The sequence below is a fragment of the Peribacillus sp. NPDC055009 genome (genome assembly GCF_053608705.1).
On the sequence record NZ_JBSGVZ010000008.1, the window covers coordinates 90,154 to 104,913 of the forward strand.

General features: G+C 39.4%; 9 protein-coding genes and 1 other RNA gene. 2 read left to right on the plus strand and 8 right to left on the minus strand.

Translation table 11 applies throughout. The annotated features are described in order from the left end of the window. Positions 1-2: 2 nt before the first annotated feature. Positions 3-2,417 carry a nitrite reductase large subunit NirB gene (gene nirB / locus ACWF5P_RS14090; protein ID WP_434166955.1) on the minus strand — a complete coding sequence of 805 codons (2,415 nt, stop codon included), beginning with the start codon at positions 2,415-2,417 and terminating at the stop codon, positions 3-5. Between the two features lie 204 nt (positions 2,418-2,621). Between nirB (ACWF5P_RS14090) and ACWF5P_RS14095 the strand changes: the two genes are divergently transcribed. Then, positions 2,622-2,948 (plus strand): MerR family transcriptional regulator, encoded by a 327-nt coding sequence (locus ACWF5P_RS14095; RefSeq protein WP_101222264.1) that lies wholly within the window; start codon positions 2,622-2,624, stop codon positions 2,946-2,948. Positions 2,949-3,128: 180 nt separating this feature from the next. Here the strand turns inward: ACWF5P_RS14095 and cobA are convergent, their stop codons facing one another. The 4 genes from cobA to ACWF5P_RS14115 all read right to left on the minus strand — a co-directional run bounded on the left by cobA (position 3,129) and on the right by ACWF5P_RS14115 (position 9,828). Beyond that, positions 3,129-3,899 (minus strand): uroporphyrinogen-III C-methyltransferase, encoded by a 771-nt coding sequence (gene cobA / locus ACWF5P_RS14100; RefSeq protein WP_434166956.1) that lies wholly within the window; start codon positions 3,897-3,899, stop codon positions 3,129-3,131. A gap of 110 nt (positions 3,900-4,009) precedes the next feature. Then, positions 4,010-6,160, minus strand: coding sequence for an assimilatory nitrate reductase catalytic subunit NasC (gene nasC / locus ACWF5P_RS14105; protein ID WP_434166957.1), 2,151 nt, complete (start codon positions 6,158-6,160; stop codon positions 4,010-4,012). Positions 6,161-6,247: 87 nt separating this feature from the next. Then, positions 6,248-8,569, minus strand: coding sequence for a nitrite reductase large subunit NirB (gene nirB / locus ACWF5P_RS14110; RefSeq protein WP_434166958.1), 2,322 nt, complete (start codon positions 8,567-8,569; stop codon positions 6,248-6,250). 53 nt (positions 8,570-8,622) lie between these two features. After that, positions 8,623-9,828, minus strand: a complete 1,206-nt coding sequence (locus ACWF5P_RS14115) for a nitrate/nitrite transporter (RefSeq protein ID WP_101222197.1) — start codon at positions 9,826-9,828, stop codon at positions 8,623-8,625. Between the two features lie 696 nt (positions 9,829-10,524). Between ACWF5P_RS14115 and ACWF5P_RS14120 the strand changes: the two genes are divergently transcribed. Further along, positions 10,525-11,067, plus strand: coding sequence for a ribonuclease H-like YkuK family protein (locus ACWF5P_RS14120; protein WP_230175939.1), 543 nt, complete (start codon positions 10,525-10,527; stop codon positions 11,065-11,067). Positions 11,068-11,212: 145 nt separating this feature from the next. Here ACWF5P_RS14120 and ssrS read toward each other — a convergent pair. From ssrS to ACWF5P_RS14135, 3 genes are all read right to left on the minus strand, one after another. Continuing rightward, a non-coding RNA gene (gene ssrS / locus ACWF5P_RS14125) (6S RNA) lies at positions 11,213-11,399 on the minus strand. Positions 11,400-11,522: 123 nt separating this feature from the next. Continuing rightward, positions 11,523-13,004: a UDP-N-acetylmuramoyl-L-alanyl-D-glutamate--2,6-diaminopimelate ligase gene (locus tag ACWF5P_RS14130; RefSeq protein WP_434166959.1), complete on the minus strand. Its 1,482-nt coding sequence runs from the start codon at positions 13,002-13,004 to the stop codon at positions 11,523-11,525. Between the two features lie 212 nt (positions 13,005-13,216). Then, positions 13,217-14,470, minus strand: a complete 1,254-nt coding sequence (locus tag ACWF5P_RS14135) for an MFS transporter (protein ID WP_101222199.1) — start codon at positions 14,468-14,470, stop codon at positions 13,217-13,219. Between the last annotated feature and the right edge of the window lie 290 nt (positions 14,471-14,760).

A 14,760-nucleotide genomic window follows, 5' to 3' on the forward strand; every position in this document is an offset into this window, starting at 1 on the left:
ATTCATTTATTTGATATAGCTGGAATTTTCACTTTTTGGAATAAACCGGTTTGGATTGCATTGCTCTCAATGATTTCTTTCCACGGTTCTTGCAATACGGATAAGGCCTCATCCAAGCGTTGATTAAGCTCCATCCTTTTTTGCTTATCACCAATAATCGCCTTAATGGTATCGAACCCTACACGCTCAACCCAGACAGATGTTCTTTCTAAATAATTGGCAGTCTCTCGATAATGTTGGATGTATGCACCCGTAATTTCAATTACCTCATCACTTGTTTTCACTTTGCATAATAATTCAGCAGCTCTTAAATGGGTTCCGCCGTTGCCGCCAATATAAATTTCCCATGCACCGTCCACTCCGACAACACCAAGATCTTTGATACCGGATTCAGCACAATTACGAGGACATGCCGACACAGCCATCTTAACCTTATGCGGTGTGCCTACACGTTCAAATTTCTTCTCCAGGGCAACGCCCAGCCCAATTGAATCTTGGGTGCCAAAGCGGCAAAAGTTTTCACCGACGCATGTTTTCACAGTTCGAAGGGTTTTTCCATAAGCATATCCAGAAGGCATATCCAGGTCAGCCCATACTTTTGGAAGGTCTTCTTTTTCAACGCCGAACAAATCTATTCTTTGCCCGCCTGTAACCTTAAGTAACTTAACATTATACTTATCGGCGACATTTGCTATTTTCCGTAATTGATCAGGATTAGTGACACCTCCATACATTCTTGGCACAACGGAAAATGTACCATCCTTTTGAATATTTGCATGTAGCCTTTCATTGACATAGCGGGATTCTTTTTCATCTTCATATTCAACAGGATGGATCATGCCTAAGTAATAGTTCAGTGCCGGTTTACACTTCGAGCAACCATCACTTGTATTCCAGCCGAGAACATTCATGACTTCCCGAGTATGGGTCAGATTTTTTTCGCGTATTTCAGCAACAACCTCATCTCTGGATAATGTGGTGCACGTGCATATGGATTCCTTCTGGTTTGACTTACTGAATTCAGCGCCTAATGTCAGCTCGAGAATATCACCGACTAACGGCTTACACCCTCCGCATGATCTCGAAGCACTGGTGCAGCCTTTTACTTCCTCAATACTTGTTAACCCATTAGATTCGATAGCCGTCATAATATCGCCCTTGGTTACTCCATTACAACCACAGATGATTTCCTCATTTGACATCGCAGTGACAAGACTAACACTAGTTTCACTCGTTCCAGCGTTTAAATATTCGGAAACCTCGGCATTTTTATTGATCATGCTCAATAGGTTATTGCTTTCCTTTGTATCCCCGAATAATACCGCACCAGAAATTTTTCCATTTCGAATCATTACTTTTTTGTAAGTGCCATTCCATTCATTAAATTCCTTGATTGATTTAGTTTGTTCATCCTCGAAAATTTCTCCAGCCGAAAATACATCAACACCAGATATTTTTAACTTAGTAGACAGCACTGAACCCTCGTAAGCTTTGTCTTCGAGGCCGCAAATCCTTTTGGCCAATACTTTGCCCTGTTCATATAGGGGAGCGACCAAACCATATACCATTTCACGGTGTTCCGCACATTCACCGACTGCAAAAATATTCGGGATTCTTGTCTCCATATAATCGTTTACGATAATTCCTCGATTGACAGGGATGCCGCAATCTTGGGCCATAGCAACATTTGGCTTAATCCCAACGGCCATGACCACTAAATCGGCGCTGATTTCCTCGCCATCACTAAAGCGCAATCCTTTGACATCAATTTCACCTAAAACCTCCTGAGTCTGTTTCCCAAGATAAAAATTCATCCCCTGGCTTTCAAGTTCCCTTTGCAGCATTTTTCCTGCTGCAGGATCTAACTGCCTATCCATCAAATATTCCGAAAGGTGAATAACATCTACCTGCATACCTAGATTCAAAAGACCCCTGGCTGCTTCAAGACCCAGTAATCCTCCACCAATGACAGCAGCCTTTTTGTTATTTTTTGAATATTCGATCATTTTTTCACAGTCTTCAATATTTCGAAAGGCTGTCACTCCTTTTTTATCAGCTCCGTTTATCGGTAAAATGAATGGGATTGATCCGGTAGCTAAAATTAATCGATCATATGCGACTTCACGATTTGCATCTGAATATATGATTTGCTTAGTGGTGTCGATGTTCGTGACAGTTTCACCAGAAAAAAGTGTAATATTGTTTTCTTTGTACCAGTTCCAATCATTTATTGTTATATCATCTATCGTCGTAGCCCCTTGCAATACATTCGATAGTTGGATTCGATCATAATTCGGATGCGGCTCACTTCCGAAGACAGTCACCTCAAACCTTTCCGGTTGAATTTTCAAAATTTCTTCTATACATCTTACTCCAGCCATACCATTCCCAATGAGTGCCAATTTCTGCTTAGCCATGTTTTGTCCTCCAATAAGATTTTTTTGAAAGGATGATATGATTGATTATAGGTGACGTCACTTTTTATCGCCACAAGTGTGTAATAAAATCTTACATAGTTTTTGAAAATTAATAATTAATGTTAGTTTTTATTACAAATATTCAGAAAATTAGGATATAATATCCTTATTGATCTAGCATAAATCCAAAATGAGGTGATTTTCATCGTCCAGCAAAAAGAAACTTATTTAGACAGAAAAGTAATTTCCATAGGGGTGGTCAGAGAATTAACTGGACTATCCGATAGACAAATCCGTTACTATGAAGAAAGAAAACTCGTTTTCCCCGAAAGATCTAAGGGGGGTAACCGTAAATACTCTTTTTCCGACGTTAAGGCATTAGTGGAAATTGCCGATAAAATAGAGGATGGAGTGCAAACCAATGAAATTAGGCAGGAAAAATTAAAAGAGAACAGAAAAATTGAACAGGAAAAAATGCGAAAAAAAATGCTGCAGGGCCAATTAAATGCACACTTTGGCCTACGCAATTGATTTTCGCTAAGCAACCGCAATTATAAGCCGATTCACTACATACCGTAACTATGCATATTTCAAACTTCGATTAGCCAGGTAACAAATTCACTTTACATCTATAAAAACTGGACATGATGACTTTCATGTCCAGTTTTCATTTTCATTACAGTAAAAGTTTTTTGGCTAATCATTCCTCTTCTAAGCGAACTCCTTATCTTTTGTCTTCTCTGAAAACCATGATAGCTTCTCGGATAATTTCACCACTTCTCCTATTACAATCATTGCGGGATTGGCAACCTGCTCTCTTGTAATAATCCCCACTATTGAGTCGATTGTTCCTGTAAAAGTTCGTTGAAAACCTGTCGTTCCTTGTTCGATGACAGCGATGGCGGTTTCAGGCTTCTTTCCGCAGGATTGTAATTGTTTACAGATATATGGCAGGTTTTTAATACCCATATAAATTGCAATGGTGTCAACACCATGTGCCAAATGATGCCAATTGATGTTATCAGGTTTGCCGGTCACGCAGTGTCCCGTGACAATTGCGAAGGAACTCCCCCATTCCCTGTGAGTCACTGGAATTCCAGCATAAGCTGGCGCAGCGATTCCAGACGTGATTCCAGGAACTATTTCAAATTGAATTCCGTGCTTTACTAGTACTTCTGCTTCCTCACCGCCTCGTCCAAAGATGAAAGGATCTCCCCCTTTTAGACGAACAATCGTTTTTCCCTCCATTGATTTACTAATTAACAATTGGTGAATGTCCTCTTGAGGGACATAATGTTTACCAGGCGCTTTACCGCAATAAATATATTCAGCTTCAGGTTTACCGTATAAAAGCAATTCACGATTTACCAATCGATCATACAAGATGACATCCGCTTCCGCGATGCATTTGATTGCCTTGACAGTAATTAAGTCCGGATCACCAGGTCCGGCACCAACAATATAGACCTTACCTTTTTGCATCCTTTTTCCCCTTTTGTTGTTTAGTCATGAAAGCCCTGTGTAATCAGGCTCTGCTGTTCAATTATGATAAAACCAAAAATACATTATGATGAACGGGAAGAAAACCTCCCTTAATGAGACGTTAACTCAACTATTGGATGAACTTTTACAGCACTGACTTTGAAGCCAGGCATTTTGCATGTCGGGTCTAAATCCTGTGAAACGAGGCGATTGACATTTTGTGAGTCTGCCCAATGAAAAGGAACGAAAATTGTATCATGGCGAATGGTTGCTGACCATTTGCTTCTTACAACAATACTTCCCCGCCTTGATTCGATTTTCACCAATGTATTGTCTGGAATATGATATTTCTTTGCTGTTTCCGGATGGATTTCCATATATGATTCGAAATTTCTGGCGGCTAATGATGAGCTTTTTCTCGTTTGTACTCCCGTTAAATAATGTGACATGATTCTCCCTGTTGTTAAATAAAGGGGAAAATCCGTACATGGCTGTTCTTTTGGAACAAAAGGCACATTATTAACCACAACCATGGCCGCCTTTCCATCCGGATGGGCAAAGGACTTTTCGAATAACCTTTTTGTCCCTTTATGGTCAATGGTTGGGCATGGCCACAATATGCCTCCTTCTTTTCTTAATCGATCATATGTTATACCATAATAATCAGCGGTCCCCCCGCGGCTTGCCATTCTCAATTCTTCGAAAATCTCTTTCGCAGATTGAAAGGGGAAATACTCCTCTTTTCCAAGAGCTTTTGCTATATCACAAATGATTTGCCAATCATGCTTCACTTCCCCAGGGGAGGAAAAACTGGCTTCCCGCAAGGTCACCCGTCCTTCTAAATTTGTCATCGTTCCTTCATCCTCTAAATAAGACGAAGTAGGTAAAATTAAATCTGCCAATCTAGCAGTTTCAGAAACGAACATGTCTACTGCGACAAGAAACTTTAATTTTTTCAAAGCCTTTTTGACAAAGTTAGCATTGGGATTTGAAACAATTGGATTGGAACACATTAAAAACATGCCTGTAATTTCACCTTCATTTATCTTCTCTATCAATTCGTATGCCGATACGCCTTTACGCGGCAAATCGGCTTCATCAATTCCCCATATTCTTGCAATATGTAATCTATGTTCCTCATTTTCAATCATACGATACCCCGGCAGCTGGTCAGCCTTTTGGCCATGTTCTCTTGCTCCCTGCCCATTTCCCTGTCCAGTGATAGCTCCATAACCCGAATTCACTTTTCCAATTTTCCCTGTAGCAATAAGAATATTAAGAAAATTACGAACGGCGGCCGAACCATCTGTTTGCTGTTCAACTCCCCTTGCTGTAAAAATCATTCCTGATTCTTCTTTACCGAACATTGCAGCCGCTTTTTGAATTTGGTCGATAGGCACCCCTGTCATTTCTGCAATTTCCTCCAACTTTAAAGATGTAACATACTCTTTAACTTCGTTGTAGCCATTTGCACGGTCCCGGATAAATGCTTCATCAGTAAAACCTTCTTCAATGATCACTTTCAAAAATCCGTTTGCCAAGGCGGCATCCATCCCTGGTTTTACTTTTAGATGTAAGTCGGCCATTTTCGTTGTTGCTGTTTCTCTTGGATCTACAGCAATGATATATGCCCCATTTTGTTTCGCTTTTTCGAAGTATGGCATGATTGTCGGCTGGCATTCCGCAATATTCGTGCCCGCCAAGATAATGCACTTTGTGAACGGAACCTCTGATAAGCTGTTGGTTAGGCCCCTGTCCATACCAAACGTTTGGCTTGCTGCCGAAGCAGCTGCGGACATGCACAATCGGCCATTATAATCTATATACTTTGTTTTTAAAGCTACTCTTGCAAATTTTCCAAGCAAATATGCTTCTTCATTTGAAATGGATGCACTCCCATATACAGATAAGGCATTTACACCATCTTCCGCTTGAATTCTTGTGAAATTCTCCTTAATGTGATTTAATGCCTCCTCCCAAGATATTCGAATAAATTCACCATTTTTTTTAAGTAATGGGTATTTGATTCGGTCGTTATGCAATGCATGTTGGTGTGCATTCATTCCTTTAATGCATAAGCGCCCCTCTGAGGTTGGATTATCTTTTCCAATCGTCATATACTTTTTTCTTGTCACTATTGTTTGTTCCAACAGCTGCATCTTACATTGCATACTGCAAAATGGACATTGTGTTTCATATCGTTTTTCTGATTGGACCTCTTGTTGCTTCGTGCGGAAATATTTTAATAATAATTCAGTCAAGGCTGCTCACCCTCTACTCTTTGATTTCTTCTGATACAAACATTATCCGTTTATCTGAAGGTAATTCCACTTAGTTCATTCACTCATCTACGCCATTTCCAATCGTTGGGATAGTTGCTGGCTAAGTTCATTATCAAACAAAACTTCTCTAACATGAATTAAACCCACTCGTTCAATCCATTGCCAAGTCCGTTCTAAGTAATTGGCTGTTTCACGATAATATTGAATAAAGCCGATGATGATTTCAATTGCTTCATCATTTGTCCCGGCTATACATAACAGTTCACCGGCACGAATATTACGTCCGCTGCTTCCGCCCACATATATTTCCCAGCCCCTGTCAACGCCCATGACACCTATATCTTTCGTTGTTGATCCTGCACCGTTATGCATACAAGCAGATATGCCCATCTTAATACGATAAGGTGTTGATACATGCTCCAATCTTTTTTCCAAATCTACAGCAAGTAAAAGGGATTGCTGTTTTTCACAAGAGCAAACATTCTCACCGATACATGTTTTGACGTTTTGAACGGTGTTACCATATTTTGAACTTAACGGCATGTCTAAATCAGCCCACACACCTGGAAGGTCTTCTTTTTTCACACCCATTAAATGAATCCTTTGTTCACTTGTTACCGCCACATGAGATATATCATATTTATCTGCAACATTTGCAATTTTTCGCAGGTCTTTCGCATTCGTCATCCCGCCGTACATTTGCGGGATAATAGAGTATCGATTATCACTTTGAACTGTTGCATTCTTTTTTTCATTTATGAATAGGGTTTGCTGCCTGATCTCGTATTCTGGTTGAATCATCCCTAAATAATAGCTAAGGGCCGGCCGGCAAGTTGAACAGCCTCCGTCATTTCCCCATTGAAGAACATCCATCGCTTCTTCGACAGTTTTTAAGTCTTGGAGCTGCATTTTATACACGACTTCATCTTCCGTTAATGTCGTACATGAGCAAAACGCAGTTTGTTTCTCATCCTTAGTAGAGAGATTACTTTGAATATAGGTCAAAAGCTCGGTAACTGCCGGCTTACATCCACCGCAAGAACCGGTAGCCTTTGTGCATTGTTTAACTTGTTCCACTGTTGTTAATCCCTTTTTTTGAACCGCTTCAATGATTGCACCTTTTGAAACAGCATTACAATTGCACATGATTTCATGGTTTGCCATCGAAGCGATTATTCCCTCACCCGTACTTGGTGATTGGAACAGTGCACGCTTTTCCTCTGATGATACTACTTGGCGCTTTAAAATCATATCGAGTAATCGCGAGCTGATGTTTGTATCTCCATACAGCACAGCACCTATTATTTTTTTCCCTTGAAAAACCACCTTTTTATAAACACCATCTAATTCATCAATAGTTGTGATTGATTTCGTTGTTACATCACCAATGAAATCTCCAACAGAGAATAACTCAACTCCTGATATTTTCAACTGGGTGGACAGGACCGAGCCTTGGTATCCGTTGCATTTCATCTCACAAATATGCTTTGCCAGCACTTCACCTTGTTCATATAGAGGTTTCACCAGTCCATAAACAATGCCTTGATGTTCAGCACATTCACCAACCGCATAAATATTTGGGATGCTGGTTTCTAAATAATCGTTTACAATAATGGCACGATTTGTATCAATTCCGCTTTCTTTGGCCAACTGAATATTCGGTCTGACTCCCACAGCCATAACGACCAAATCTGCTTCCAGCTCCGTTCCGTCTTTAAAACGGACGCGCTCTACACGTTCGTTGCCGATTAACTCCTGTGTTTCCTTTTTCAAAAGAAAGTTCATTCCCTGGTTCTCCAACTCTTTTTGCAGCAAAAGTGATGCCTTTGAATCAAGCTGCCTTTCCATTAAATGGTCAGCAATATGAACGACATGCACTTCCATACCAAGGTTTAACAGCCCTCTCGCTGCTTCTAAACCTAATAAACCACCTCCAATAACGACAGCTTTTTTATATTTGCGTGAAGTTTCAATCATCTTTTGGCAATCTTCAATCGTCCGAAATGCAATGACGCCTTCTTTATCAACACCGGTAACAGGAAGAATAAACGGGACAGAACCTGTGGCAATTATCAGCTTATCGTAGTAAACTTCCCGTTTCTTGTCCGTTTTTAACTTCCGAGTCTCTTTATCAATTTTTACAACCGTTTCCCCTGTGAACAATTGGATATTGTTCTTCGTATACCAGTTTCGATCATTTATCGTAATATCTTCAAAAGAAGTGTTGCCTTGGAGCACAGTCGACAATAAGATTCGGTTATAGTTGACGTGTGGTTCACTGCCAAAAACAGTAATCTCAAAAGCAGCCGGATCATTCCTGATAATTGATTCAACACAGCGTAATCCCGCCATTCCGTTCCCTATAAGGACCAGTTTTTGTTTAAACATTTTATCCCCCCAAATAGTACTGAAACAAGCCGATATAATTAGTAAACAAAGTTCTAAATCTTAACTGAATTCTTTCCGAGTACCCACGTTTTTTTCCATGAAAGCTGAGCTAGACCCAGGATAAGCAACGCCGCGATTCCAACTGCGGAAAATACTAAAAATCCTGTAGCATATGTGCCAGTAATCTGTTTTAACGTTCCTAGTATGTTTGGAACCAAGAATCCGCCAACACCTCCGGCAGCTCCTACAATTCCTGTGATAAAACCAATTTCTTTTGAAAATCGCTGTGGAACTAACTGAAAGACAGCCCCGTTGCCCATACCGAGAAATAGCATTCCGATGAACAACAGAATCGTAACGACAGTAAGGGAATAAAGAAAACTAATCCCAAACATACATAATGTGAGTCCAATAAATAAAAACATAAGCAGCTTAACTCCACCTATTTTATCGGCAATATATCCTCCGACGGGACGAAAGAAGCTTCCAGCGATGACACATAATGTAACAAATTCCCCAGCCCTAATTCGTGTTAGCCCATACTCATCAACAAAAAAGATGCTTAAAAAGCTGGTAAACCCGACAAAGCCCCCAAAAGTCACACTGTAAAGAATACAGAAATACCACGTATCCCTTATTTTAAATACATTGAAATATTCCTTGAGCGGTTTTGCAGGCGGTTGAGATGGTGCGTCTTTTGCGATTAAAATATAAATGACAAACACGATGGTTAAAGGAATCAAAGCTAATCCCATAACATTATGCCAGCCAAGAGACTCTGCAATACGCGGTCCAAACAATGTCGCAAAAAGAGTTCCGCTGTTACCGGCTCCCGCAATGCCCATAGCTAGACCCTGCAAATGCGGGGGGTACCAGCGGCTGGCCATTGGAAGTGCTGCAGCAAAACTTGCACCTGCCACTCCGAGCAAAATCCCAATTATATAAAGCTCGGCTAAACTTTCTCCGAATAACCAACCCCAAAAAAGCGGAATCATCGTAACAAGCATCCCGCCGATCGCTGTTTTCCGCGGGCCGATGCGATCAGTCAAAAAACCTAGGACGATTCGAAAAAACGAGCCTCCCAAAATCGGAATAGCCACAATCAAGCCTTTTTCAGCTGGGGAAAGCCCGAAATCCCTTGTAATATAGACACCAAGTGCACCTAATAATACCCAAATCATAAAACTGATATCAAAATAAAGGAATGAAGCTAATAATGACGGAGCATGACCGCTTTTTTTCAATTCAGATATTTTCACTTTTCATCTCTCCAATACTTTATTAATTGAATATTCGTTTATTTTACTCTTATAAAAGCAAGATTTCTTTGTTTATGTCAGAAAACATTACACACTTTTTTTGTAAGTTATAAAATGTGAATACTTTGAAGTCGTTATTGGTTAAAATTTAATAATTTCATTTCGTTTTTCCTATATAAATCGAATGATAATGTGGTTTACTTAGGTGACGTGTAGTCCCAAGCTTGTTTAACTTTTCAGTTATTGCAGGAGATATACCAAAGATACCTCCAATAACTTTTCAATTTTCTCCATACAAAAAAAGAGAAGCCTAATGCTTAAGCTTCTCTTCCAGACTGTAGATAAACACGACTATTTAATTGAGTTTGTTTACAGTTTTAATATTTGTCCGTTAATTTCCACTCCAGGCACACCACATTTTCCCCGCAGGGGTCTCGAACACACGCTCCAATCAACTTTGTTATAACTATTATGATAGAACTCCTTTTGCCTACAGTCTTTTTTGTTTAAAATAGAAGAAATAAAACTAGGGGTGATATCTATTCAGCGAGATTAGCTTTAAATGATGATTGAATCTTCATTAGAAGGCGGGTTCTTCACACAGCACGAAATAAGGAACTTTTTCATATGATGTGTTATGAGCGGCATGAGATTTAATAATCTGATTATATCCGGGGAAAGGTTGGGTGCAATAATATGAAGCAATATCCATTTCATAACATCCCATTTCAAAATCTTCAGAAAAAAGACATGTCATTTGAAGAGGTATTCGTTCATATTGTTGAGTTCATGAAATTGAACCCTTCCGGTAACTATCGATTAATGGTCGGTACAGATTCGCAAGTACATAAAAAACATACTGTTTTCATTACGGGCATCGTGATACGGCAGGTCGGAAAAGGTGTATGGGGTTGTATAAGAAAAGTGATGATTCCTAGAAGGATGCTGCATTTACATGAACGTATTTCCCAAGAATTGTCTTTAACGGAGGAGATCGTGTCACTGTTCACAGAAGAAAGAAAAAACCAATTAATCGATATTGTCCTGCCTGCTGTATACCAAGGGGCAACGTTCACGATGGAGGGGCATATTGATATCGGGATTGGAAAGCGGAACAAAACCAGTGAGTTTGTAAAAGAAATGGTAGCCAGGATGGAATCCATGGGCGTGGAACCGAAAATCAAACCCAATGCTTTCGTCGCTTCAAGTTATGCCAACCGATATACAAAACAAGAGTAATGTCTTTAGAAAATGTAATATTCCAAATCACCCTACACTGAATTTGTAAAGGGCTGTGAAAATAAATCAAGACAATTCTTATTGTACGGTATTTGAAAACAGCAAAAAACCGGCCTCAGACCGAGACCGGCTTCAACATTTAAAGATATAAGCCGCCATTGCCGTATTCAGTAAGAAAGTTTTAAACCACCACTCCTCAAAGTGGGTGTTTGCAGAAATAATCCTGTTGTCCAAGTCAGTGACGAGGCATAACATTCCTGTTTCAATATAAAACTCCCTATTACAGCTTAAAGGTTAAAACTTTATTATCATTACGAACAGTGCAGCTTGTATTGTTATAATACTTGAATTCCTCATATGTTACAATGTTAATTATCACCATATTAATAACCTATGGCTGACTAAGGGAATGGACGTCGTATTAGCCCTTTATAATAGCATTCGTTACAATCAAACTATTGATCAAAATAACCGATAAAATCCCCTTCGTCTTTATTTTGCAGATATAATACCGTTTCTTTGTCAGAAATAGTAGGCAGTCCAAAATTTTGTTCATACCTCTCAATTCCTTTACCTGTAATTATAATCCAATCCCCTTCCTTTCCAGCTTGTATCGCCTCCTGTATAGCAAGTGTTCTATCAGGAATAACCTTCCCATTTCCAGCAGAGTAATCGCTTTTCAGTTTATTTAGTGACGATTCCATCCCCTCCATTCCCTCCGAATTCAGATCATCCATCGTCAAAATGGAAACATCACTATGTTCCGATGATACTTTAACCATTTCAGCCCTTTTGGTTGTATCTCGTCCACCTCGGAAACCAAAGATATGATAAATTTTTTTGGCCCCGCATTCTTTGGCAGTTTGAAGCATGTGATGTATGGCATCTGCAGTATGTGCATAATCGATGACGATTGTCGGTCCATATTCTTTCTTATACATTTCAAACCTTCCAGGCACACCGGAAAATTGTTTCAATGATGTGAGAATTTCCTTTTTTGAAATTGGAAACATCTTCGCTACGGAATAGGCGGCAGTTGCGTTATATAAATTATGAAGTCCAGGTAAAGGTAACTCAATTTTCACAAAGTCATGATTCTCATTCAATAAAATAAAGGGATTTGTTGCAGTATTATAATTGGTGATTGTTAAATCGAAGCGATTGGATTTTCCAAAGACAAAGGCACTGACGTTCTTTTCCCGTAAGTATTCTTGTAGTCTTTCTCCCCAGAAATCATCCCCATTGATGATCGCAAGACCATTAGGTTTCAATTTTGCAAATAGAAGTAATTTTGCCAGGAAATAATCCTCCATCGTACCGTGGAAGTCGAGATGGTCATGATACAAATTCGTGAAGACACAGAAATCAAATTCAATTCCTTCTAAACGGTATTGAGCTAATCCATGTGAAGACACTTCCATTATGACAACCATGTCCCCACTTGCAGCCAGTAAGGAATTCAACTCCATGCTACCAGGAGTCGTATTATGGGAATCGACTTTGTTTCCATTGATAATATGCTGTATCGTACCAATGACGGAACAGGTTACCCCATTTTCTTTCAATATTTGCTGAAGCATATAACTCGTTGTGGTTTTTCCATTGGTACCTGTAATTCCTATCATTATTTTTTGCTTGCTTGGATCTCCATAAAACCTTTTGGCGATTAGCCCTAATGCTTTACGGCTGTTCTCCACTCGTAAATAAGGAATTTCCAAACCCTTAATATCGCGATCACCAATCACAGCTGATGCCCCTAAACGAATTGCATCTTTAATGTAATTATGGCCATCTGACTTATATCCGGTTACGGCAACAAAAAGGTATCCCTTTTTTATTTCTTTAGAGTTATCGGTTACACCTGCGATGGATATATGTTCAACGTCCTTCGGCAAATCCCAGTTGATCGCATCTTTCAATATGTCTTTAAGGATCATTAACTTTTCTCCTTTTTCATTTAAGCTATTCACCTAACTTTTTTTGAAAATGAAATGCATAAGTTCCAACATGCCATTTTTAGTATTTACCAGTACTCTAAAAATAATTGTTAAACCAGAATTTGTTAGTTGAACAGTAAAAAGAAAAGCAGCCGATAAGGCTGCTTTTCTTGGCTATTGCTGTATAGAGGTGTGGGCACACCGCAGGATACTTACGATTGGATTTCCAGTGGTTTGGATTCGGCCTTTTGATTGTACAATGGCAAAATGAAAAACATTCCTATAATAAAAAAGAAAGCGGCGGTTTCAAATATGGCGACGAGTGAAAATTGCTCTTTCAGCACGCCTGCCGCACTCATGGTCAAAACCATCGATCCAGTGAATAATGGGCTTAAAATTCCATTGACCCTTCCGATGAACTCGCCTTCGGTCCTCTGCAATATCAATGTATTGATGCCGATTTGGATACAAGGCAGCATTAGTCCATTAAAGAACTCGGCAGTAAGTGTAATCCAAAGATTTGTCGAAAGTCCCATTACCGCTAATCCAATGGCATTCACAAGCATTCCGAATGCTAATAATCTCTGAGGTGCCACTTTTTTGGCAAAAATCATCACCCCAGCTCCGCCTAAAATCATACCAAACCCATTCACCATAAATAACCATTGCAAATTTTCCTTAGGAAGTTCCAGTTGTTCGGTAACGAGAAATATAGAAAGTGGCTGAATGAAGCCCAGTCCAAGCCCGGCTGCCAGAAAACATAATCCAAGCAAACTTAGTTCTTTTTTTCGCAACACATAGCTCACTCCGCTTTTCATTTCCTGCCATAACGTTGTTTTTGCTGTCTCTTCATTCAGTTTTCGATCTTTTGGAAGAAAGGCGAGTGCTCCAGCTGAAAGTAAAAACGCCAGGCCAGTAATCGCAATCGAGATGTTTATCCCGAATGATTGGAAGGCAAATGTACCGAGAATCGGACCTAAAACCATAAATACTGCGAAGACGGTCTGATAAACGGACATCCCTGTCTGAATTTGACTTTCAGGCAAATGCATCTTAAATAGCTTCATGCCTGATGGCTGAGAAAATTGAGAAAGTATCGCCGAAATCAAAGTTGCGAAGAATACCATTTTCCAACTGCCAAAGATAAGCGAGATTAGCACAGCAAATACAGATATTGCACTTAATATATCACACCAAACCATCGTTTTTTTCGGACTCCAGCGGTCCGCAAACGTCCCTCCAATGAATGAAAAAATAAAGATGGGAGCAAATTCCGCTACTGATATCATGGAAATGGCAAAAGCATCCCCGTTTGTCTTTTCCATGACGAATAACAAAACTGCAAAATTCCGTACCCATATCCCTATTTGTAAAAACAGGCCAGAAAAGATAATGGCCCGGAATACACGATTTTTAAAAATGTTAGGTTCCTTATTACTTAATGTTACGGATGTGTTTTTTTCCATATAAAAACCTCCTGTGAGATTTCTGGACAGGAGGCAGTACAATACAAAATTACAAACTAAAAGATCCCTATTGGACGGAACACAATGATCTTTGTTTGTATTTTAGTACAGACTAATCCTATCCAGAAAAAAAGTTCGTATTTAGCACGCATTTTTTCTCTTAAAGAATAGGATTAAATGATCATTGTTTAAAGGTCACCCTTCCATTTTATGCTAATTTGATAATAATCTATTTAATCTGATAAATCAAGGTGAAATTTATAAACAAAAACATTTTTCAGAAAAGTTTG